This is a genomic window from Chitinibacter bivalviorum (assembly GCF_013403565.1).
Classification (GTDB): domain Bacteria; phylum Pseudomonadota; class Gammaproteobacteria; order Burkholderiales; family Chitinibacteraceae; genus Chitinibacter; species Chitinibacter bivalviorum.
Genome location: NZ_CP058627.1, coordinates 1,489,043 through 1,513,671 on the forward strand (window position 1 = coordinate 1,489,043; position 24,629 = coordinate 1,513,671).

14 protein-coding genes and 1 pseudogene are annotated in these 24,629 nt (G+C 50.0%); 7 read left to right on the plus strand and 8 right to left on the minus strand.

The annotated features are described in order from the left end of the window. Window positions 1-73: 73 nt before the first annotated feature. The 3 genes from HQ393_RS07005 to HQ393_RS07015 all read right to left on the minus strand — a co-directional run bounded on the left by HQ393_RS07005 (window position 74) and on the right by HQ393_RS07015 (window position 4,673). Window positions 74-283 carry a hypothetical protein gene (locus HQ393_RS07005; RefSeq protein ID WP_179358107.1) on the minus strand — a complete coding sequence of 70 codons (210 nt, stop codon included), beginning with the start codon at window positions 281-283 and terminating at the stop codon, window positions 74-76. Next, complete coding sequence (locus tag HQ393_RS07010) at window positions 268-4,131, minus strand: KAP family P-loop NTPase fold protein (RefSeq protein ID WP_179358108.1); 3,864 nt, start codon at window positions 4,129-4,131, stop codon at window positions 268-270. Before HQ393_RS07010 ends, HQ393_RS07005 begins: the two co-directional genes overlap by 16 nt. Window positions 4,132-4,430: 299 nt before the next feature. After that, complete coding sequence (locus HQ393_RS07015; RefSeq protein ID WP_179358109.1) at window positions 4,431-4,673, minus strand: DUF2798 domain-containing protein; 243 nt, start codon at window positions 4,671-4,673, stop codon at window positions 4,431-4,433. Between the two features lie 101 nt (window positions 4,674-4,774). Here HQ393_RS07015 and HQ393_RS07020 point away from each other — a divergent pair, with 101 nt between their 5' ends. Next, window positions 4,775-5,665, plus strand: coding sequence for a LysR family transcriptional regulator (locus HQ393_RS07020; protein ID WP_179358110.1), 891 nt, complete (start codon window positions 4,775-4,777; stop codon window positions 5,663-5,665). 270 nt (window positions 5,666-5,935) lie between these two features. Then, complete coding sequence (locus HQ393_RS07025) at window positions 5,936-6,553, plus strand: tyrosine-type recombinase/integrase (RefSeq protein ID WP_179358111.1); 618 nt, start codon at window positions 5,936-5,938, stop codon at window positions 6,551-6,553. Between the two features lie 65 nt (window positions 6,554-6,618). Here HQ393_RS07025 and HQ393_RS07030 read toward each other — a convergent pair whose 3' ends face one another. Beyond that, window positions 6,619-7,737, minus strand: a complete 1,119-nt coding sequence (locus HQ393_RS07030) for a Fic family protein (protein ID WP_179358112.1) — start codon at window positions 7,735-7,737, stop codon at window positions 6,619-6,621. Window positions 7,738-8,055: 318 nt separating this feature from the next. Next, a complete protein-coding gene (locus tag HQ393_RS07035) occupies window positions 8,056-8,682 on the minus strand; it encodes a TetR/AcrR family transcriptional regulator (RefSeq protein WP_179358113.1) in 627 nt (208 codons plus the stop codon). Window positions 8,683-8,796: 114 nt separating this feature from the next. Between HQ393_RS07035 and HQ393_RS07040 the strand changes: the two genes are divergently transcribed. The 5 genes and pseudogenes from HQ393_RS07040 (at window position 8,797) to HQ393_RS07060 (ending at window position 14,865) form a co-directional block, all read left to right on the plus strand. Further along, window positions 8,797-10,842, plus strand: a complete 2,046-nt coding sequence (locus HQ393_RS07040) for an alkyl/aryl-sulfatase (protein WP_179358114.1) — start codon at window positions 8,797-8,799, stop codon at window positions 10,840-10,842. Window positions 10,843-10,975: 133 nt separating this feature from the next. After that, complete coding sequence (locus HQ393_RS07045) at window positions 10,976-12,151, plus strand: OmpP1/FadL family transporter (RefSeq protein ID WP_179358115.1); 1,176 nt, start codon at window positions 10,976-10,978, stop codon at window positions 12,149-12,151. Window positions 12,152-12,466: 315 nt separating this feature from the next. Beyond that, a complete protein-coding gene (locus tag HQ393_RS07050) occupies window positions 12,467-13,432 on the plus strand; it encodes a glycoside hydrolase family 18 protein (protein ID WP_218871324.1) in 966 nt (321 codons plus the stop codon). 137 nt (window positions 13,433-13,569) lie between these two features. Beyond that, window positions 13,570-13,698: pseudogene (locus HQ393_RS07055) on the plus strand (IS3 family transposase); the annotation flags it as partial. 333 nt (window positions 13,699-14,031) lie between these two features. Then, the gene (locus HQ393_RS07060; protein ID WP_179358117.1) at window positions 14,032-14,865 is read left to right on the plus strand and encodes a hypothetical protein; all 834 of its coding nucleotides are present in this window, start codon (window positions 14,032-14,034) and stop codon (window positions 14,863-14,865) included. Between the two features lie 46 nt (window positions 14,866-14,911). Here the strand turns inward: HQ393_RS07060 and pbpC are convergent, their stop codons facing one another. The 3 genes from pbpC to HQ393_RS07075 form a co-directional block, all read right to left on the minus strand. Then, window positions 14,912-17,107, minus strand: coding sequence for a penicillin-binding protein 1C (gene pbpC, locus HQ393_RS07065; protein WP_179358118.1), 2,196 nt, complete (start codon window positions 17,105-17,107; stop codon window positions 14,912-14,914). 4 nt (window positions 17,108-17,111) lie between these two features. Continuing rightward, window positions 17,112-22,799 carry an alpha-2-macroglobulin family protein gene (locus HQ393_RS07070; protein ID WP_179358119.1) on the minus strand — a complete coding sequence of 1,896 codons (5,688 nt, stop codon included), beginning with the start codon at window positions 22,797-22,799 and terminating at the stop codon, window positions 17,112-17,114. A gap of 540 nt (window positions 22,800-23,339) precedes the next feature. Further along, window positions 23,340-24,623: a DASH family cryptochrome gene (locus HQ393_RS07075; RefSeq protein ID WP_179358120.1), complete on the minus strand. Its 1,284-nt coding sequence runs from the start codon at window positions 24,621-24,623 to the stop codon at window positions 23,340-23,342. Between the last annotated feature and the right edge of the window lie 6 nt (window positions 24,624-24,629).

Here is a 24,629-nt window from a genome sequence, read left to right on the forward strand (position 1 = left end):
GCCAAAGCAGACGTCAGAGCACCTAGAATTCATAGGGCGATTCAGACATGACATCCGTAGCAATCTGCAAACGTTAAGTACCAATTCTACTCTCTAAGCAAGTCAGCTCTTTTGCTTGTCCAAATGTACGCAGGAGGATATCCAAGTCTTCCTTTACTATAGTTTCGGGCGAGAAAGATTTCAGTGCTCCAGCGCCTGCCAGATCGTGGGCATAGGTAGCAGCCTTGTTCTTGGTAGTTATGCCGGCAATTTCATGGAACACTGCGATTAGGCGCTTGGCCATCTCCACTCGACTATCTGCCCCCCCAGCGTCGCTGTAATCTTCTCAACATCATCGAATACCGCGCCCACGGTTATATCCATAGAGGCAAGTTTTAAGAGTTTGGGCACTTCCGTTAGATAAAATTCAGCCCCCAGTTCAGCGCTTCTAGAGACTGCCTGACGCCAAACTCTCAACGTTTGTTCATCACTGGTTTCTATCTTTTCGAACAATTGCTTGATTAACTCCTGACCTCCATCTGGTTGTACTTGTAGCCACGTGCTAAACCCAAAATCGGGGGTAGATGCTGAGGCAATCGGTACCTTACCCAAGAGCTGTCGAGCAATGCTCTGCCTTGTCGCGTTATCACGCTTGGATGCCAAACTGCTCCACACAGTTTTGAGTGCCGAAACGTCTTCTTCCTTCTCCGGGTCAATCGTTGTAATGAGGTCAACTGCCTGCTCGATAGTGAGCTCGGAGTGCTGTGCCAAGATTGATGCCATGTCATCCGGAGCGGTCTTCCATGCCAGACAGGCAGTGTTCAGCATCTGCGGTAACTTGGTCTTGTCGACCAATCCACGTTTGAGCATTTCGTTCAGAGATCGTGGAATACCCTTAGTCAGTGACGCAGGCGACTGTCCAGTCGAGAATGCCACTGCTTGATCAAAAATTGGATCAGGGTTGAATCCAGGATAATTTGATGGCCAATCATCCGCCATCCAATCATGTAACCATGAATAATGGCCAGGATAACTTACTGCTTGAGCGAATAATTGTTGAAGCGAGCTTCCCACTGTAGTCGGTGTGGCATGTTCCAGAAGCGCGACCGCAGATGGAAATACTCTATAAAGGTATCGGCTGGGGTTTCCCGCTCTATTTGCAATCGCCGTCCACATACGATCCAGGTAAGCATGGAACGGCCCTTTCTCCCACAATGCTCTATTGGCATGCTTTACAAACAGTTCCAAGCGTCGACTTGCCTCTTCACTAACTATTTCATTGTCGATTAGAACATTCATGCCACTGACCATACTGCTCTGCATGGTTTCAGACAGCCGATACGTTGATTTAGCCGTTAGCTCAAGATATGGATCTGAGAGATCAGTCAGCAGGCGAGGGATCCAGGATTCCACGACTTTTTCCATCGCGCTAAAGTGATGGAGGCTCAACTGATTTGCGATGGCGCAAGCGGCTGATTCATTAGCTTCCTGTGCGCTCCATTGCACAACGAGATTTGCAAGAACGTCGACCGAGTTTTGATCGAGACGCGTTACATTGGCAGAGACCGCTTTGACCAAAGATTCTTTGGCTACGGTCCAATCATTGTTCAATTTACCGTCTTGAGCAACAAGAACCAATCGTTCAATAAACCCAGTCACAAACTTGGATATCTCGTTGTCTTGTGCCTTGTCGAGGTTGGGAATTGCATAAGAACATACAGCCTTGACTGTCTCAATCGAGTTGGTTGTGATCAACTGATTGACAATAACCCAAGCTGGACGGCGAGAGTCTTCACCCCGCGCAATTTGCCCTTCGATAATCCCAAGTGCGCGATTGACGGCTATTGTGTGATCAAATGGGGCAGGCTTGGCTTTAAGCAGCTCATCGGCAAGAGCTTTCGCATAGCCCATACCCAATCCTTGGGTCAAAAATTCGTCATTCAGCACAAGCCAATCCTCGAGCTGTGTGAAGGACAATTGTTCAACCTTCCCATCAACTCCGACGCTTCGATCAAGAAGCCACTTTAGAAAATTAGTCATGGCATCATTATCAAGCTCATGCGTACCAGCAACACGAATGACAACCGGAATAAGTGACTTAACCATGTCGCCCGCTTCTTTTAGGCTTGGCTTATCCAGAGATTCCTTCAAAAGTTTAATCTGCTGCCCTGGTGTCAATACGTCGTCAACCAATCGTGAGGTGATGCTGGATTGATCCTTGCCGGTTGCCTTCTCCAGCAGATGATCAATGCGCGTGATGCCGAGTTGAGACCGTAATTCCAAAGAATCCGCCACTTCGCGACATAACTCGCCTAGAAGCTGGGCGGCAGGCGGCTCAGGGATACGGTCAATTATGTCCGCAATTACTTTTGCGGCATTGGTCCGGCGATGTTCAGATTCGTCTCTCAGGTCTTCGAACATTTGGTACAACATTCGGGCTTGATCACTAGTAAGCGCGGATATGTCCTGATGTCGTCCCATCCCTTCCAGAACACCATCCGTGTCACCAGAAACAAATGCGTCGTAAATAGCCGGAGCTTTGTCACCCAATTGCCGGGTAATGGAGTCTTCCGAAAGAATCAGCAAGCTTTGTAACGAATTCGCCCATCGGAGTCCAACTAGGCTGGCGAGATACTGCCTCAGGGCGCGATGTTCGGGTCTAATTTCGTACTTATCTTCTTCAGTCAAACGCAGGTATTTTTCGATCAGTAGCTGCTGCGTTGTCAATGGCAACCCAGTGTGCGGTCGTTTCTGAACCAGCACTTCAGTAAATCTCAATAGGATAGCCGGATCGTCCTGCAGGTCCCGATAAAAATCTGGAAAGCTGACCTTGAAAGCACATATTGCGCCCAAAGAAATGGGGTGTTTAGTGACCGCCCCTTCATGCAAACCTCCAGGGCGATGCGTACCTGCACCCTCAATTTCACGTTGTGTTCCAAGCCACCAAGCTTGAGCAAAAGCATTCACAATCTGCAGCGCATTTCTGGGATCCTGTATGCCGACATGAATCATCCGATCAATAATTGGTGCCAATTGAAATCCACGCCCTTTCAGATCCTCGGCGATGTTGCCCATTCTTTCTAGATGGGATGTCGCAAATGCTCGCATGTCATGGCGCGGTGGTGGGGTAATCTCCAGACGAAACTGAAATACGCGGTCTAGGTAGCGCCGGGCATCAAAATGGTTGAATACGGCGGCGGGCAAATCCGCATTCCTACGACCCTTCGCTAACGCGTCCGCAATTTTCCCTTCATCACAAGAAATCACGAAAACCAGGCCGAGTCCCTTGGGTAGTCGATCCTTGGGGATTTCCATGAAAGTTCGGACTGCATCAAGCCCCAGTACCATTTCGTCGGCAGGTAATCGATCCAGATCGTCAACAAATACCACCAGACGCTCACATGTCTTTCCTGACTGGCCAGTTAGAGCTGTCGCTCTTCCGGCTTTGTATTCATGGATCTGCTTAACCAGCATCTCTTCATACTGTTCGGGGGTCGTGCTTGGAAAGGTAATTTTGGTGAGTAGGTTTGTGGCTTTTACCTCTGTTGGCTTCACATTTTTTAATACGTAAGTATAAACAAACGCGACCGACGGAATGAACAGAGCTTGGGCCCATGGATTGTTTATTCCCAGAAAATAGAGACCTAATCCCAGTAGCAGAAAAAGTCCAATCACTGCCAGAGTAAGTGCCAGCATCGGGATCATCCAGGCCCGCAGTAGTTCACGGGTAAGCTGCCTCACTGATTTAGGTGTTTCCTTCACCTCGCTGAACTGATGGAAAAGCTTGTCCTGAAGGCTTTCCTCCGACCCCCCCAGTTCAAGGAATACGTGGCGCAATAACGCGCGCTTAATATCCTGATCTTTACCGCCGAAACGCCAGGCGTTGAACGTAATACAGTGATAGCGATCTTTGCGAGTGAGCTTGTTTGTGCGGCTTGCATCGTCCCGCAGATTTGCCGTATAGAGTTCCTTGATACTGCTTTTACCGGTGCCCCAACCACCCAATAAGCCAATACTAAACGGCGGTGAGTAATTCTCTGATTCAATCAAGCTGCGAAGTGCTTTTGCAAAATGGCGGTGCCCGAAGGCATCTTTATCAGCGCTGGATATTTCTCGATCCAGTGCTGAAGGCATCATTTCTTCTAAAGACATCTCCACTCCCTGTGGATGCACGACGCATCTTTAATTAGGCTCGCTGCTTGCAAGCCAGTTAGATTGTCAGTGTAATTCTGACAAAGAATTTTCGCACCAGTCTTTAATATTACATGCAATTGGATTTCTCATGTAAGCCGTTTCTTGAATCGGGACGGCTGACTATTGTTGAACCCCCATAGTTTTTTCGACGGGTTTTGTCCGCTATGGCCGAGTAGCCAAGGTATGGCGCTGCAAAAATGAAGGCCGCAATCTGAAAGATTGCGGCCTTTAGCATTCAGGACGAAAGTTGTGTCATTTTAAGCTTCTGCGCTGTTAATTTTGATCACGATTCTCTGGCTAAGTCGCTGTACTGATGGGGCGCAAAGCATAACAATCGTAAAAGCCGCTGGCCACGCGGTGATAAAGGCACGTCCCCAACTCATGAAAAAGTGCTCGTTCAGGCCGACTACCATCCATGTGACCCAACCGCTCATGACGCCCGACATCAATAGCGACATTAAAAATGAAAAAACCCAACGAAATTTTTGTGCTTCGGACATGACGTTTGCTCTTTGTGCTTGTTGAATAATGTTGAGCATAGCAAAAGACGAAAATTGAAAATACAATTGAAAAATCAAATATAAATTCCAAAAATGAAATCATGCTTGATGATCTGGCGCTATTTGTTTGTATTGTGGAAGCGGGCAGCCTAAGCGCGGCGGCTAAGAAAATGGATTTGCCCGCGGCGACGCTCACCCGCCGTTTGCAGAAGTTGGAACAGCAATTGGGTTGCCAACTGTTACATCGTAGCGCGAGGCGTATGTTGCCAACGCCAGCGGGCCAGCAATATTATGAACAATGCCGTCCTTTATTGCAGGCTTTGCAACAAACTACGCAATCTTTGGACGCCAACCTCAATCAGCTCAGTGGCACGGTGCGAGTGCTCGCGCCAATCAATTTATCTAATGGCCCATTCCGGCATTTTTGGAGCAGCTTTATGCTGCGTTATCCCGAAATTAAGTTAGAACTTCAATTGAGCAATCACAAAGAGGATTTGCTTGGTAATGGCGCTGACTTGGCAATTCGCGTCGGCGAGCAATCCGACTCTTCTTTTGGGCAACGCCGATTGGGAGAGGTGCGCATTGTATTAACCGCATCCCCTGATTATCTGGCGAAAAATCCGCCGATTGTGAATCCATCATCGCTTGCACAACATAAATTAATCGTTGCCGATCCAGTGACTCAATGGCGCTTCACTGAGCGCTCGACGTCAATCCCCCAAACGTGGCTGCCGCAAGGTCATTTTCGCGTCAACGAGATTCAGTTGGCAGTGCATATGGCACGCTCGGGTATTGGTCTACTGTATTGTCCCAAGCCGCAGGTGATCCAAGAATTAGAAAGCGGACAACTTGTTACTGTGATGCCAGATTGGGAGACCGAATCCCGAGTTATCTACGCGGTCTGGCCGCAAAGCCAATTGATGCCAGCCCGAGTGCGTGTCTTACTGGATCATCTGGTCGATTGCGCCATGGCGCATCCATTGTTCAATTAAAACCATTTATATTGACGGTGTTTTGGAGTGCCATAGGTGCGAAAGATAATTTCGATCGCGGTGAAAATGTCCGCTTTGGCCGATCTGTCGATGCCGCAGCCCAAATAACGAAAGGCCGCAATCCATCAGGTAGCGGCCTTAGTTATTTATGGTGAAATCTCGTGCTGCTCGGCCAAAGCAGCCTTTCGCCCCACTAAGTTTGCAATCCGATCCGCATTCAGCTTGAGTCGCTCAAATAATTAAACTCCTTTTAACTGTAAGGAGTTTGCCATGCCGAACGATATTCACCACGAACCGTGGAACAAAGGAAAACTTGTTGGTCAAAAACCACCACTAAAGCTTAAAGAAATATGGGCCATTCGAATTCGATTGCAACTTGGTAAAAAGGTGCGTGACCTTGCCATGTTCAACTTAGCCATCGACAGTAAGTTGCGCGGCTGCGACTTAGTTAATTTAAAAGTTAGAGATGTTTGTCACGGGAATCAAGTCGCATCACGTGCTTCCATACTACAGAGCAAGACACAACGCCCAGTTCAGTTTGAAATTACGGAACCTACGCGTGATGCCGTTTCTGCTTGGGTTTTACAGGCCAAACTACGTTCTGATCAGTATCTTTTCCCAAGTCGGCAGCGCCAATTCTCGCCACACATTTCAACTCGGCAATATGCTCGGATTGTAAGTCGCTGGGTCAGCTCAATAGGGCTGGATCCGACTGAATATGGCACACATACCATGCGAAGAACCAAAGTCACGCTCATCTACAAACGCACAAAGAACTTGCGTGCGATTCAACTGTTACTTGGCCACGCCAAGATGGAAAGCACTGTTCGTTATCTTGGCATTGAAGTTGATGATGCTCTCGAGATATCGGAGCAAACTGAAATATAAAGCATCGTAGGCACTCGGCCGAGAATCTTACGTCTCGGCCAAAGGCGGGTATTACACTGCTTAAATCAACCGGAAAGTTCGTAGGAAGTGCTTCGCCCGCCAGATTCAGATTTATGCAACACACCCAAATTCAGTAATTCATTGATGTCTCTCAGCGCGGTATCGGTGGAACACTTGGCGATGGCGGCCCATTTTTTTGAGGTCAGTTTGCCGTCAAAGCGGTCCTGTAACCGATTGAGTAATTTGATTTGCCGCTCATTGAATGGCGTAGCCGACCAGCGCAGCCAGAAGTTGGCCTTGGCCAGCACTGCATCCAGCGTAAGCTGAGCGTGCTCAATTGCTCGGAGCAAGGTATTAAGAAACCAACTCAGCCAGAACGTGATATCCAGCGTACCTTTTTGGGTTTTTTCTAATATGTCGTAATAGTCACTTCGCTCTCGCTGAATTTGTGCCGAAAGGCTATAAAAGCGCTGAGTATTACCATCTGCACGCGCCAGCAGTAAGTCCCCCACCGCGCGGGCAATCCGTCCGTTTCCATCATCGAACGGGTGCAGGGTCACAAACCACAAGTGTGCAATCCCTGCCTTTAAAATTGCATGATCTTTAAGATCACGACTATTTAGCCAATCCAAAAAATGAGCAATTTCCTGCGTTAGGCATTCTGCAGGAGGTGCTTCATAGTGTACTTTTTGCCGGCCAATCGGGCCGGAAACGACTTGCATTGGGCCATCCTCATCCGCTCTAAACTCGCCAATCCGGATGCGGCTCATTCCGCTAAAGCCAGTCGGAAACAGGGCTGCATGCCAGCCAAATAACCGACCTAATGTGAGGGCATCAGCACTGCGAGTCGTCGCATCCAACACCATTTCGACCACACCTTCGACATGCCGATCTGTGGGTGCTAATGCACCAATATCAACGCCAAGACGCCGTGCAATCGAGGAGCGCACAGTGGAGACATCAAAATGTTCACCTTCGATTTCACTCGTTTTAAGGACATCCTCTGTCAATACCAGCAAGCTGGCCTGATCGCGTAGAGTCATGCCAACGTCACTTAATCGCCCAAGTAACATGCCTTGAGCACGGCAAACGTCAGCTAGCGGCTTTGCTAACGCAGCCAGATCGTAATGCCAATTTGGCCAGTCGGTAGACTGCCAGATGTATTTATATTCGCCGCTATTCATGCGGTAATTATGGGGTACATCCACCGCAAGAGCAACTTAATATCTGCAAATAATGCGGTGATTGAGCCAATTATTCACCGCACATTAACATTCAGAAATCCGTTTTGGCCTAGTAGCTCAGGCACAAAACCAAAATGATAAAGGCAGCAGCCCGAAGGGTAGCTGCCGTTCATTTTTCAACCGTCGGCATCGACACGTCGGCCTAACCGGACGTTCGGGTTTGTCTCTGTCAGAGTTCGCAACGTGTCGATTAGCTACCGTAGCTGTGCACGTTGGACACAACAAAAATATTCTAACGGGCTCAATAATACTTTGCTTTTAAGACGCCATTTCTTTGGCACAGATTGTAACTACATACTGCCTGACTTTATCGTATCCAATTTGTCTTGCTTCTTGAGTCCCATAAAGCACGATTGCACCTTCCGTAACCATTGCAATTAAGTTGACTACATCCGAAATTTTGGTAATGGCTAGGTTTGGATACGCATTTGCAATCAGAGCAGTGGTTCTTTCAATCGTTTCATCATAAAAGCGATCAACCATTCTGCTAATCGCTTCATCATGCAATGCCATTGCCCAAAGTTCTCGAAAGGTTCTTACTGTTGCAGTGCTTACCGCGTCTTTCATTAGCCAGTCGATTAGGGCTTCTAACCCAATATTATCTTGATCGCTCCCTATATTTAGCGCGACTTCAAAGTTGCATAAATATTCGTCAAGCATTCGGGTAATCAAAGCCTGAAGTAGTTGATTTTTGTTTGGGAAATGATAGGACAAATTTCCAGGTGAAATTCCTGCCAGCTGGGACACTTTACGCGTAGTAAAGCCAGTATGCCCATGTTCAATCAAGACCTTTCGTGCACTGTCCAGAATGTTACTTATCGTATTGAGTGATGTGATGGATTTTGAACGTGTAAGTGGGTCAGTTTGTTTGCTTGCGATCGCCATATTTCAACCTCATCAATGTGTATTTTTACAGCTCAAAATTAGTTCGTATGAACTAATATACTCGAATTAGTGCAATTGATCTAATTCTCAAAGTTCGTATCAAAGGAAGAAAATATGCGTATCAAACCACTCACAGTTGGTATCTCTCTAGCACTATTGGGCAGCATTAGCTGTACTCCAACGTTTGCGGCAGGTGGCGGTGGCTCGGCAGTCACAGATCCGGCGGCCATGGCTGGAAAGCACTTTGATCCCAAAGGCAAACAACCTTCCCAATATACGGTTGAGATGCAAAATGCTCAGCGCAAAAGTTTACCCTTTGAAGATCAGCGCGACTTCGAAGAGTCTAAAAAAGGCTTCATCGCAGCACCTTCCTATCGCCTGATTCGGAATGATCAGGGTGATATCGTTTGGAATATCGGTAGCTACGATTATTTATCTCAAGGTAAAGACTACAACAGCATTCATCCTTCACTTCAACGCCAAGCTCAATTGAATATGGCTTACGGCTTATACGAAGTTGTACCGGGCAAAATCTATCAGATTCGCGGTTTTGACTTGGCCAATATGACCCTGATTAAAGGAGATACGGGCTGGATCTTGTTTGATGTACTGACCGCAAAAGAAACCGCACGGGCCGCGCTTGATTTTGCCAATGAACAGCTTGGGAAACGCCCCGTGGTTGCTGTGGTACTGTCGCATTCACACGCCGACCATTTTGGCGGGATTCGCGGTGTAGTAGATGAAGCCGATGTGAAAAGCGGCAAGGTACAGGTACTTGCGCCAGAAGGCTTTATGGAGCATGCGGTTTCAGAAAATATGTATGCGGGTAATGCCATGACGCGTCGGATGCAACTTACTTATGGCACTTTGTTGCCTCGCAATCCCTTTGGACATGTCGATCAGGCCATCGGTAAAAACGTCGCTTCCGGTGAAGTGGGACTACTTGAGCCGACACGCACAATTAGCAAAGACATCGAAGAAATAACAATCGATGGCGTGCAGATGGTGTTCCAAAACACCCCCGGCACCGAGGCTCCGGCGGAAATGAATACCTATTTCCCGCAGTTTAGAGCTTTTTGGGCGGCGGAAAATGTAACTGGTACGGTCCACAATATTTATACCTTGCGCGGTGCGTTGGTGCGCGACGCATTGCTCTGGTCGAAAAACATCAACAATGCGCTATATATGTTTGGTGACAAAACAGATGTAATGTTTGCGTCACACAACTGGCCACGTTGGGGCAATGAGCGCGTGAAAGAAGTCTTGCAAACACAGCGCGACATATACGCCAATCTGAATAACGACGTGCTGCATCACGCGAACAACGGCGTGACGATTAATGAAATTCACAATGTCTACAAACCACCTCAGTCATTGCAAAGCAACTGGGCTGCACATTCCTACCATGGCTCGGAAGAACACAATAGTCGTGCAGTGCTCAATCGCTATCTCGGTTACTGGGATGCAAATCCAGCCACGTTAACTCCCTTGTCGCCGCGGGATTCAGCGCCTTTGTATGTTGAAATGATGGGCGGCAGCAAGAAAATCATCGCCAAAGGTCGTGAGTTGCACAAGCAAGGCAAATATCTGGAAGCAGTTGAAATTCTGAACAAACTCACATTGGCTGAACCGACAAACACTGCGGCCAAAGACTTGCTCGCCGATGTTTACGAGCAACTGGGTTATCAGAAAGAAAGCGTGGCATTGCGCAATAGTTTCTTGGCCAGTGCCTACGAGCTACGTCATGGCATACCTGAAGGCGCATCACCCAAAACAGGCAGCCCAGATATGGTACGGGCAATCTCGACTGAGTTGATGCTCGATTACTTGGGCGTGGCGATGAACAGCCAGAAAGCAGCGGGGATGAAATTCAAGATCAATCTGCTTACCCCTGATAATGGCGAGAAATACGTCTTGGAAATGAGCAATTCAACGCTCACCAACATCAAAGGCTTTACTGCCCCCGATGCCGATCTGACAGTGACGGCCAATCGCGCTGATCTGGAAATGATCATGACTGGGCAAGCTACATTTGAGAGCTTAGCCAAAGCGGGCAAAGTGAAATTAAGCGGCAATCAGGCTGTACTGGCTCAATTGATGAGTACGCAGGAAAAGTTTGATCCTCGTTTTGAAATCTTGCCAGGCACCAAAAAACGGTAATTCGGCACTAAATTAAAACTAAAACCATCGCTCGCCTGCCGATAATCATCCGCAGCTAGAGAGTGATGGTGCATTTCTCTCAATGGATGGCCCATCTGAACGATGCGGCCATCTCTTGCACTTGGGTTTTTCGATGAAATTTCAATCCAGCATTCTATTGCTCGCTCTGTGCACTGGCACCACGTGGGCGGGAGGGATTTATCTTTATGAAGTTGGCACCGAAGATGTGGGCTTAGCGGGTGCGGGTATGGCCGCCAGAGCCCAAGATCCATCGGTTATGATGACCAATCCGGCTGGCTTAAGCATGCTAAAGGGTGATCAAATCACCATCGGTGCTCAAGCACTGTATGGCGATGTGCAGTATCGCCCCCAGATAGGCGCTGATGCAGACAATGTGATCGGCTGGTTTCCAGGCATGAGCGCATTTTATAGCCACAGCATCAATGATCAGCTCACGGTTGGTCTTGGCCTGTATGGAAATTATGGACTTGCCATGGACTTTGGTCACTGGGGGCTTTCCGGTCCACAGGGCAACGATTTGGGAAGTTCACTCATTAAAAATGGCGCCACCATGGCGCTCACTTTCCAACCCAGTGTGGCTTATCGGATTAATGATCAATGGTCTATCGGGGCTAGCCTCGGGATCAATTACGGTTATGCCGCTTTAACACGGGATACCTTGCTCGGTGCGGAAGAAAAAACCTCAAATGAAGATTGGGCTTTGAATGCCAAATTGGGTGTACTGTATCAGTACAATGAATCAACCCGTTTTGGTTTAGCCTACACCAGTGCGACCCAATACAATTTTGATCTCAACCCCAGCATCCTTGGACAGCAAACCTTAGTTACCCAAGAGCTCAATGCGCCACAACAAATCATGTTCAGTGCATTTCATCAGCTCAGCCCGCGTTGGGCAGTGATGGGCAATGTCGGTTGGCAAGATTGGAGTGCCTACAATCAAAATAAAATCAATGGCGCCCAAGTATCACAACAATTCCAAGACACATGGCATTCAGCGCTTGGTGTGCAATATCAGTGGAATGAAAAACTCAGACTCAATACGGGCGTAGCTTATGACTCAAGCTTTTATCAAGATCAGCACAATGCGTCGCTCGCCCTACCCTCTGGCGCTGCATGGCGATTTGGAGCGGGTGCCGTTTACCAATTAGACAAGAAAAGTAGTGTCGGACTGGCGCTGGAATACATGCATGTCGATGATGCAACCGTGCAAAATATTGGCCCACTCAATGGGCAATATGATTCACCTCAAATGTTTTTCATTAGTGCCAATTACCAAACTCAATTTTAGCAACTGCAAGTGACCAGACTTTCATGTGGCTTGGATCACTGGGGCAATTCACAGTCCTTATTTAGCAAAAAGCCGACTGATCCGTCCTATCAAATACTCATTGTCACTACGAAAAAAGTCAATTCAACACTTTCACGTAATCAGCATGCTGTTTTTAATCATTGGCAAAAGCTGATCTATTTCTGGAATAACATGTCATTCAACAACGCATTTAAAATCAGTGCCCTTCTTATGGCTAGCCTCATTCTTACAGCATGCGGCGGCGGAGACTCAGAGGAGGACAATGCGCCACCCGCACCCACAAGTACGCCTGTGATGACGACAACTCCCAAGCCTGACACGACGCCGAGCCCCAATACCGATCAAGTATTTTTTAGTCCTTATAAAGACATATTGTTGGGCATGAACTGGAACACCAATGTGATCGGTACGGCGGTCAATGGTAGCCAACAAACCTTGCTGTCGGCGCTGCCGAGCAAGGCCGAAGTAGTGACGTGGGCATTTGCGACGGGGACGTGTGGCTCGGAAAACTGGGGCGGGCTAGATGGCGCAGCGGTGGCGGCAGCAAATGTGGGGGCGTGGGTGGCGGCCAACAAGAAATACATCATTTCCACCGGCGGCGCGGCGGGCGCATTTAATTGCACGTCGGATGCCAATTTTGTGAAATTCATTAATCGCTACAATTCGCCCAATCTGGTCGGTATCGATTTCGATATCGAGGCGGGTCAGACGCAGGCCGATATTGATAGCTTGGTACTGCGAGTGAAAAACGCGCAAAGCCAGTTCCCGCATTTGCGCTTTAGTTTCACGTTGGCCACGCTGGGCGGGAATGTGCAGCAAAGTCTGGGCGCACAGGGGCAACTGGTAATGGAGTCGATCAAGCGCAATGGCCTGAGCAATTATTTTATCAATCTGATGACGATGGATTACGGCAGCACCACGCCGAGCAATTGCGTAGTAAGCGGTGGGCAGTGCGATATGGGCCAGTCAGCGGTGCAGGCGGCGATCAATCTGCATAAGCAGTACCAGCTGCCTTATAGCCAGATTGAAATCACCCCGATGATTGGCGGCAACGACACCATCGATGAAACCTTTACACTGGCAGATGTCCAGACGGTGACGGATTTTGCGATCCAGAATAATCTGGGCGGCGTTCATTTCTGGTCGTTTGATCGCGATAAGGATTGCGCGCCGGGCTATGCCTCAGCGACGTGCAATACCTACGGTGTCGCTGGGACACTGGGCTTTTTGAATCGATTCCTGAACGCGCTGGCTTACTAAAAAAGACTGCGGGGGCTGACCAGAAAATATCTCTCTGACAAGCCCCGTGTCCTATAAGCTGAATGTTTCCACTCCTATATAAGCCGAGCAAAAAAGCCTGAGCCACATTGTAAAAGCCCTGCAGTCAGATTTACTGAGTTACCATTGAGCAATTCACTCAGATGGTCGACACCTACATTCGATGGTATAACGAATAGCGAATTAAGGTTTCACTCGGTGCAGTTAGTCCGATTGAATATCGAAAAAGGCTTGGGTTAAATACATAAAACCAGTCCAAGATTTTATCCGCATCCACCTGGGTCAAATTTCAATCGGCGCGAACAGTGGTTTGGCAATCGCAGCGCAGCAGCAGTGTAAGAGTGACTTTTGCATTTAGGTGAGATGACCGCCACACCAACACTTAAACAAACAAGATGTAAGTCTAGAAAAAGATACAATGGATGAAATGAACTTCAATTTGCCCAGAAATATCTATGTCACTGCAATTTCTACATCGAATCCAATTTCACTCGTTCATCACTGCACTGTTCATTACGGTCGTACTCAGCGCCTGCTCACCCAGTTCACCAGGCGCAAAAAGCCTAAACCGAATAGAATTAATGAAGTTGGTATTCCCAACTTGGGAGCCCAAAGGTAAAAATCAGATTCAAGAAATTAACCAGACTGCAGGTGAAATAAAACCAGCCTCTACGCCCGCTGAAAATGAATTGCGCTATCGTATTAGCCCGCAGCAGGTCGTACAACTCGATGCAGAGCACGCCGTCATGATCACAGGCTCGGCGCTCGTTGACCAAACCGGTGAAGTTGCCGGTGGTCATGCCTCATCGGGCATCATCAGTGCCTTCTGGTTTAAGAAAGACAAAGACCTTTGGACATTCTTAGACCAGCAAGACGAAGTCACTACCGCTGGAAAATATGGCGAACCCGAGGAGACTAAAGTCATCCGCTTGGATCAGACCCACTTTGCACTTGCGATTGAAAGCTCTGACTGTTTTCAAGGGCAATGTTTTACCAGCCTTAATCTGTATCAGATTGGACCAACTGAGATAAAACCATTATTTAGCAAATACATCCGCCTGAGTGAAGGCAATTTGGAATCCCGTGATTGCGAAGCGGCAATGAATCAACCAATAGGTAAAACCATTGAACGCAAAATCGAAGAAGATCATTTCAGCTCGCACGAATGCTATGACATCAAGGGCATGTGGCACATTGATGGCAAAGGTAATCAACCTGGCGATCTGATCATTGAATTTAGTGGTCAGAAAGAGCATCAAGTTGAATTAAATCGTGAAGATGGTGCAACGGAAAATGATCCAGTGCAAATCACGATTCAATCAACGCTCAATGAGATCAAGCAAAAACAGGTTTTGCGCTACAAAAACGGGCAATATCACCTTGTGAGTGGAAAAAACCCAAATCCAAATCAGTAGATAGTGAGGATGAATTCCTAACGGTTTTATATACATCCAAAACTATTTAATTTCGATTTCTAATATTTTTCTCCCTCACCGTCGCACCGCGCACTTCAAATTTCACGCGCTCCAGCAGCAAACCTTTGCTATCACGCAACTCGAGTTGATGCCGTCCCGGCCATGGGAACCAGTTTTGCGTTACGCCTGTGCCGATGTTCTTGCCATCCAGCCACCACTGCGCCGCTTTAACGCCGCGAGAGCGGAACACCAGTCTTTGATTAGCGGGCGGCACATCTGGGTCGAGCGCGAAAATACTGCCGTCGAGCGGCGCAATAATGCCGGGGGCTTGGTTCTGAGTCGGATTGGTTTCGGCAACGATGACATCGCGCTCGGTGCCGGCCAAAAACCATTCTTTGCGGCTCGCTTCGATATTGCCTTTGTAACGAATACTGCGTTGCGTAACACCGGCAGGCGGCGTAGGTGGCAATGAGGATTTAATACCCGTTTGCACTCGATCAAGCAGCGCCTGCCAGACTGGCGCTGCGCCGTGCATGCCGGACACATCCCACATCGGCTCGCCGCTGGCGTTACCGACCCACACCGCGACAGTGTACTGGTGCGAAAAACCGACCGCCCAATTGTCTCGCATGTCTTTGCTGGTGCCGGTTTTTACCGCGCTCCAGTACGGCGTCGACAGCACGCTTTCCAGACCAAAAGTTCGCGCACGCGCGGTACGGTCGGACAAGATATCAGCGATGATAAAACTGCTGGCAGCATCTAAAACTTTCTTATCCGCCACTTTGGCCTGATTGCTCATAAAGCGCGGTGGGCTGCTGATGCCGGCATTGGCGAGCGCGCGATACGCATTGGCGAGCTCGATCAGCCGGATGTCAGCCGCACCGAGCGCCAGACTCGCGCCGTAATAATCGCCATCCTGCTGCAAGCTGGTCATCCCCAGTGCGTACAAACGATCGCGCAAGGCGCTGGCACCGACCATTTCAATCGCGCGCACGGCGGGCACGTTAAGCGACGACGCCAGTGCGGTGCGCACCGACACGAGGCCTTTGAAATCTTTGGCGTAGTTTTGCGGCGCATACAGCCCGCCCGCGGTTTGCAAATCGAGCGGGCTATCGTCGAGCAGCGAGGCGGCGCTCAGATAGTGTTTATCCAGCGCCAGCTGATACAAAAAAGGCTTGAGCGTCGAGCCCGCTTGGCGCAATGCAGTGACGCCATCGACATCGGCAGCCGATGATAAACCCGCGCCCGCCGAGCCAACCCAGGCCAGAATATCGCCGCTAGCGTTGTCCAACACAATCGCCGCGCCATCCTGCACGTTGCGCTGCGCGAGCGCGCCCAGATGGCGTTTCAGTACCGCGTTGGCGTAACGTTGCAGTGGTCGCGAGATCGTGCTGTTCACTTGCGTTCCGGCGGCAATTTTCTGCTGCGTAATCAGCTGACGCGCAAAATGTGGCGCATCGTTTTCTGCTAGCGGATTGGCCGATTTGCTGCGTGATAAAGCCAGCTCGGTATCGATTTTGATCGCATCGCAATTGGCTGCTTTGGATTGATTTTGCAGGTCTTGCAAGATTTTGCACGCGCGCGTCGCCACTTTGGCTGGCGCGGCATTCGGGCCGCGAATTAAGGCTGCGGCAATGGCAGCTTCCGAATTATTCAGGCCACTGGGCATTTTGCCAAACAAGGTAGCAGATAGCGCATTCAGACCAATCAGCTCGCCGCGAAAGCTGACCAGATTTAGATATGCTTCTAAAATTTCGGCCTTGCTCCAGTGTGTTTCCAGCCAGCTGGCCGACCAGCCCTGCCCGACTTTTTGCCATACACTGCGCCCGCTATTGCCCGCTTTCAGATCATCATCGAGCAGACCCGCCAGCTGCATTGTCAGCGTCGATGCGCCGCGCGTTTTGGTATTCCAGACATTACCCCACGCCGCGGCAGCAACACCCGACCAGTCAACGCCGCTGTGCTGATAAAAACGTTTGTCTTCCGAGACCAGCAGGGCATGGCGCATCGCGGGCGAAATCTCTGGCAAGGTCACCCAATCGAGACGACGCGCCAGCATATCGACGCGAACGCGCTGCAGTGGGGCGCCGCTGCGATCGAGCACCAGCACATCGGACGAGCGCCACGCGGCTTTGACTTCTTTAAAGTTCGGCCTAGCCTGCGCTAGAGCAGGCGCTGGCCAAGTAATCGACACCAAGGCCAGCGTTAGCAGCAGTATCGCAAACTGAAAATTCGACTTCACAGACCTATTTCGCCTCGCTCACTTTCATTGGAGCATTAGGCAACAGACCAAACACATCCGGCGCGTACATTGCTTCAACACGCGTTGGCGGCAGCTGGAAAGTACCTGAGTTATTGAGGCGCAAGGTGTATTCCACTTTCAAACCACCGCGTGGTACATAGCTGTAGTAAGCGCGGTAGCCCGAGAAACTGCGCTCGACATAGTCGGCGTAGCTGCCGGCTTTAACTTCACTGGTGGCAATCGCCGAATCTCGCCCTAGTCCATTGCCCTGTATCGTTGCCCCAGCCGGAATCGGGTCATTGACTACCACCCAAGTCATATCCGCTTGTGCGGTAACATCGAGCGTGACTTTAACGATATCTCCCGGTTGATACTGGCCAGCAACTTTCTGGCTGATAGGCGTTAGTGTTTTCTTGATGCTGTAGCCCGCGTAGCGCGGGGCTTTGAGCACCACCGCAGCTTCGACTTGCACTGTCGCCCACGGCTCGCCGCTGCCAGTTTGCTTGAGTACAACCGGTTCTTTGCCAGTTGCGGGCCAAGCGAACACGCCTAAATGGCCATCTTTGGCTGGCCAGTTCAAGTTGAGCTTTTGCGTTCCCAAGCTCGCCGTTGTGTTGCCCGTCACTGGCGTATTTTCAAATTGACGCGAAAATTGCGCCACCGCCAATGTGCCCCATAAATTGGCCGTTGTCGTTTGCCAACTGCCTTTTTGCTGACGCGCCAATAGACCCGTTAGCACGCGTGGCATATCGGCTTGCCAATCTGGCAAGTTACGCGTCGCCAGCAGCAATTTGGCGGCATTCACATCGGCGCTGCCCATTAACCACCAGGCGTAATCATCGCGCTCGGTGCTAAACACCATCCGTGTGCCTTGATACGTTAAGCGCGCGCGCAGCAAATTGCTCGCCTCGGTGATTTTAGCTGCTTGCTGCGGGATCGCTTTGGCGCGATTAAGCAATGACAACCAATCAACCAGCATCGCAGTACTCATTTTCTGCGCATTGAGATCGAGCACATCGAGCATCGCTGGACGGAAAGCATCGTAGCGCGCCAATGCTTCCATCGCAGTTAAACGACGCGCGTCCAGATCCTGACGCGAGATATACAAATCGCGTTTGATTTTGCCTTCAACAAAAGCGCTCAGCGCGTTAATCATGCGCTGACGTGCCGTATCAGGAATTGCCAGTCCTGCTTCATGACTGGCCGCCAGTACATACGCGGTCAGAGTATCACTCCCAGAGATTGACCCACCTTCGCTTTGTGGGAAATACCCTGCCAAGCCATCGCTATCAAGGTACAGCGGCAGCTCGGTCATCAGTTTTTGCCAACGCGTTGCATCACCCAGCCCCAGAGCTACTGAGGTTTTTTGCTCTAGGCAAGAATACGGATACTCGAGGAACCAGCGGCGAACGCTAGGCAAATCAGAGCCGAGTTTATCTTGCAACGAAATACGAATACCGCCACGGCCCGCCAATGCATTGGCAGGTAGCGCGACCGGAATTTGCAAATCGCCCGTTACGCGTTGCAGCGTCGCCTGCTCGACCGTGACCGGCACCGCGGGCTCAACTTGCTGGCGAATGGCCAGTTTATCGAGCGCCTTTCCGCCCACTTCTTGCGCGCTAAATTGCCATTGCAACTCGTGCACGTCATTCGGTATCGCAATCGGCCACACAATATGGCGCGATTCGCCAGCTGGAATATCGAGCTGCTGCGTGGGCAGATTATTAATGCCTGCAGCAGCATTGACCGCCACTTTCATTTTGCGATCACTGCCATTGCGCAGCGTAATGCCCGCCGCGAGCTGATCGCCTTCGCGCACTAACGGTGGAATGCCCGACACCAGCTGCAAATCTTGCTGCACGGTAATGCTGCTCTCTCCCGTGCCAAACAGATCATTACCCTGATCAACGACCGCGACCAACCTGAAACGCGTCAACGCGTCATTAATCGGTACTTTCACACGCGCCGTGCCGTTGGCGTCGAGCACGACGTTCGGCTGCCAGGTCAGCAAGGTTTCCAGTAATTCGCGCGTTGGCGCTTTACCGCCGCCGCCACCCGGTGGCAGCGCTTTGCGCCCGTAATGGCGTTTACCAACGACTTCGAGCTGCGCCGTTGCCGTATCAACGCCATAGCTGTGGCGCTGGTACATCGCCTGCATCAGCGCCCAGCTGGTATTGGGTTGCAACTCCAGCAGCGCTTCATCGACCGCAGCAAAAGCGACTTCAGTTCCTGCAGGTGCCGGTTTGCCATTCGGTAATTTAACGCTAACCACGATTTCGGCCAGCTCCCGTATGCTGTAAATTTTGCGCGCAGGCGTGACGGTGACTTTAAGCTCTTTGGCCGCGCTGCCGACCTGAATCTCGGCAATGCCGTATTTAAACGCCGGACGTGATAAATCGACTAGTGCGGTTGGCGGCACATAGTCTTTGCCTTCTTTCCAGTACGCATTCCACCATTCGCCTGGTGTTTTCCAACCCCAGGTAAAGAAGGAATACCACGGCACATCGCGCACGCGGCCGCGCACGGCCAACACCGATACGTACACATTTGGCGTCCAATCAGCAGCGATTTTCAGATCAAAACTGGCGGTTTTGCCATCAAGCTCGACCGTACGCGTCTCCAAAATACCTTCGCGCTCAATCGCAATCCAAGCGGTGGCTTTTCGAAACGGCATGCGCACTTGAAAGTGCGCAGTTTCTCCGGGCTCATAGCTCAGTTTTTCCGGCAGGATATCAATGCGGTCGTTATTGTCGGCGTCAAACCACAACTCGTCGTGTTGGCTAACCCACACATTTTGCGCGCTGCGCGTTACTCGGCCCTGATCGTCTTTGGCTTCGACTATCAGCTCCATATCGCCAGCGTCTTTCAGATTGATTTCGCAGAAAACCAGCCCTTGCCCATTGGTCGTTTCGCTACAAACTTTGCCTTTATCGGCTATTTCTTCGCTGTTATCCCAAGCATAAAAACCGCCAACGAGGCGTTTACGCGCAGATAAATATTTATGCTCGCGTAAGCTCACTTTGACGTCTTTATTGGCAACCGGTTTGCCATTGGTATCGAGCACCACCGCTTTCAATTGCAATGCGCGGCCGGTCGTAATCCAGCTATCAACGCTCAGACCGATTTGAATTGCCGCTGGCCACAATGGAATGCGGCGCGTAATGCTTTGCACTTCGCCATTCGGGTCGCTAAACGTCATTTCGCTAACCAGATCGTAGCGCCTATCGAGCGCAGGCAGATTGCTGATCGCCGTTTTGCCATTGCCGTTCTGATCGAGTACTACCGCCGCTTTATCGAGTATGACTTTACCGTCTAGCGATGGCTGTTTTTGCTCAGGCCCAGCCTGAGGTGGCGAGAAAGTGTAGCTTTCGTAATTACTTGGGCGCTCATAACTGGTATTGAGCATGGCGCTCACTTGCACTGGCCAGCTTTTGGCCGGGCCGCCATTACCCCACGCCAGCGACACATTCAATGGAATATCTTTGCTGCCAATATTCGCGCCTTTTTCGGCGTTAATACGCCCTGTCATCACTGGCAGACGGAAAGCTTCAACGCGGAAATTGCCGCTGTGCAAGCTATAGCCATCGAGCGCCGGATTAGCAGGCGCGTCGCTATCGTCGCGGCTGCGCGTGCCTTTGCGTTCCAGATACAGCGAATACTCGCCAAGCTTGGCGTCTTTGGGCAGCGTAAATGTACTTTCGGCATAGCGACCTTTGCGCCACGTCAGCGGGAGATTCACTTCATTGCCGCTACCATCGTGAACAATACGTAGCTGTTGTGGCAACTGATCATTTTTTAGCAGTGATAAGCCTTTACTGCCTTGCACGCGCAAGAAATGCTTGAGCGAAACCGTCTCGCCTACGCGCAGCAAAGATCGATCGAGCACCGTATGCGCGATAATCGCTGAAGTTTCGTCACTACTGGTTGGAAATGGAAAGCGCCAAGATTCGATGCCTTTATTCCAACTCGAACGAACAAAAGACACATCATCATTGCCTGCAGCGTCTTTGGCGCGTGCGGTGACAAATAAGCCCGACAGCGCTTCCTCGCCTTCTTGATTGCCACAACGGCCCGCATCCAGTCGCTGATTAATCAGCGCAATGCCGTTCTCATTGGCTTTGCCCGACCACAATGACTTGCCGGCGCAATCGTAAATATTGATTTGCGCTTGCGGCACTGGGCGACCTTTATCCAGCGTCGTCACCCACACCGCGGTGTTTTCGCGCGATTGCTTCAGATGCACCGCCATATTGGTGACCAGCGCTGCGGTGCGCACATACATCGGCTTATTGCTGGCCAATAGCGATTTACCAAGGATTTTGGACGACACTTCGAATACATAAAAACCAGGTGTAGCCACCGGAATACCGACAACTTCAAAAGGCCACTTCCCGTTTTTATCCGGCTGCGATGGCAATTTCATCGGCTGCGCTGATTTTTCCTTTTCCAGCAAAGACAGGCGACGCGTCTCTACGCTGCGCTTGCCAACTTCGACGCTGCTTTCATGGTAGCGAAGCACTTTGCCCAGCCAGTTCATCATTTGCGCGTCATCAGTCACACGCAGCGCTTTGCCATCAAGCTGCACCGATTTAATTTTCAAATCGGCTTCAACGCCGCGCAGTGTCATCGGGACAGCCGCATCGCTACTCGATTCGATAATGCCAAATGGCGCTGCAGCAAATTTGGCCAGCGGTGGATAATCGGCCATTTTAATGGCCAACGGGAAACGATTGGCATTGGCAAGCGGACGCCCTACTTCATCGCTAAAACCATCGGGCAACACGAGCGATAAGCTTTCTAGCGGCGAAAATGGCGGCGCAAACGTAATTTCTTCGAGTGCGGCGCCTTTATTATTTTGCTCGGCTTGCGGCGCGCGTTTAGCCTCTGCACCATTTAAACGAATTGCCATCGCTAGTTTGGCCTGCACAGGCGAGCTAAATTTGACGCTGATTGGTTTGAATGGAATGCACGCGCCTTTGGCGTTTTCGCGCAAACAGTTCATCGTCGCGGTAAAAGGTGGCCGTACTGAGAAATTGAGCTTATCGGCAGCAGCTTTATCACGCGTATGCACCAGCATCAGCTTGCTATCGGGTGCCAGACGCTGATCGCAGCGCACGGTCGCTATTGTCGCCGCGTGTTTTTCCAGATCGAGGTGTTTAAGTAGCGCAGCTCTGTCGCTGCTACTGAGTGCTTTCACCGGAATGCGCTCGGGCAAGCTGCTTGATTGGCAATACAGCATATCGAGCTTGGGTGCAGCACCATTAAATTGCAGCACAAAAGCCTGATCTTCTTCGATCTGCCCTTCGCTCGGCCAGCTTTGCGTCACGATCGGCGCGCCAGTAAAAAAGCGGTAGCTCAGATTAGCCGGCAACGCTGCGCCTTTTAAGTCTTTCCAACCCGATTTGGGCGTAAAGCGGCAATCGGTATTGGCGGGCGGCGTTTGCTCCAAATCGAGTACCCAGGTTTTATCGTCAATCCAATGACTTTTGCCTTTAAGCGCACAACTGAAAGTCAGCGGTGCAGGTGCGGCGCTATTGCCCAGTGCGATCACGCTGGTATCAAAAGTCAGCCGAACTTGCTGTACTTCCTTGACTTCGCCTTGTGGGCTAAATTGCACCACATTGGCGGCAACGGCGAATGTGCTGATCGCAGTTAAAACTAGAGTCGCAACCAATACTGACTTTACTCGCATTTATCAAACCCTCAAGACTTACAATTTATTTGTAAGAAACAAAAGCAATTGTATTGTTTTCGAAAGGCATTGACGAGGACTGTACTCACAGCCAATCGTCTTGACACACAGTAAAGAATCGATAGAACAGGTGAGAATGTAATCGGAATCACGTTTGGCGAAATAACAATTTTGCAATTACCACCATAGTTGAGCTTGAGACGGAAATATAAACTCGCCCCACGCGCTTTGAGCCCCCCTTATAAATAGAACTCGAAACGTTTAAGTTTGTGCAAACGAGCAAAATCAGTTTCGATAGACCACTGAATAGACCCCAATTCCGTGGGTGGTTTTTTCGGCTAAGTTGATTACCTCAGGTCTGCTAGGCAATTTCGTGCTTGGAGAAAATGTCTGCAAAGGCCGAGCAGCACTAGCATGACCCCAGAAAACGAAAGGTCGCACCTGATTGGTTAGCCGCCTTTTATTTTTCAAGCTTCGGCATCGACACATCAGCCAAAGCAGCCATCTCACATTAAGCTCACTATGATTCACAAAGCCCTTTTAGTGAGACCATAGCTGCAAATAATCATGATTGGGATCGTAGTTTTTAATCTGCTTTTCAATATTAAAGCGTCGATTTGGCCTTGGATCAGTGCCGAGACCGGCTAAATACAGCCAATTTCCTTGATTGCTATACACATCGTAATCAATCAACTGTGATTCAAACCATGCTGCACCAGCTCGCCAATCACATTGCAAATCATGAATCAGGAAGCTGGCCACATTTTGTCGCATTCGGTTGGAAAGATAACCCGTGGCAGCTAGCTCGCGAATGCCAGCGTCGATAAATGGCTGGCCAGTTTCACCCTGACACCACTTAAAAAAATAATCGGCTTGATGTGAAATCGTCGCTGCATCATTCAGGCCTTTGGCGTGATACAGTTGCGAGCCAAAACGTAGATGCAATAACCTGAAATAATCCCGCCATAGCAATTCGAACCAAATCCAGTAGGTGCTTTCATTCGCGCCATTGATTGCTTCATGAGCGATTAATTGCTGATAAATCTGCCTTGCCGATAGCGCGCCACTGGCTAGCCAGGGCGAAAACTTGCTGGAGTAATCGCAGCCAATCAAGCCATTGCGAGTGTGCTTATATTGATCTGCCAAACCAGACGCAAAATAACGCTGTAAATGCGCCAGCGCCGCAGTCGCTCCACCATGCCATTGCGGATGATGATAGGGAAATGCACTTCGTTCATCCACGGAAGGCGTGCCCGCCCATTCGCTTAAATCGACGCTGTGTAGTGCTTGTGCAGTGCTCGGTGCCGCAGGTAAATGTTTGATTAAATCGAGTGGAGCTGGTGGCACGGTGCCCGATTGTTCAATTTGTTGGCGAAAAGTAGTGAATATCAACGGCAAGTCTTGAGGATGAAATGGCAGTGTGGACGGATCTAGCAAGCTCGATTGCCAAATGGTCTCGATGCAGTAGCCTTGGGTACGAAGTTCCTCTACTTGCGCCATTTCATACGGCGCGGCAATCGCCTCGCAATAAACCGTATTGGCCTTCAGATTTTGCAAAATAGACGGCAAAACCATGGTTGGAACACCCTCTACAATCAGCAAACGATTTCCTCTTTGGACACACTGCGCCGCCAGGTCTATAAGGGTATCAGCCAGAAATGATTTTCGGTGCTGACCTAGGCGAGCAAACCCCCACTGAGTATTTTCTTCGGGTGGCAGACAGTAAACCAAGGTGATTTGATCCGCTTGCTGGCAAGCATGTGCTAATGCCGCGTTATCGCTGAGGCGTAAATCATTGCGAAACCAATAAACCGCTTGCTTCACGATTGT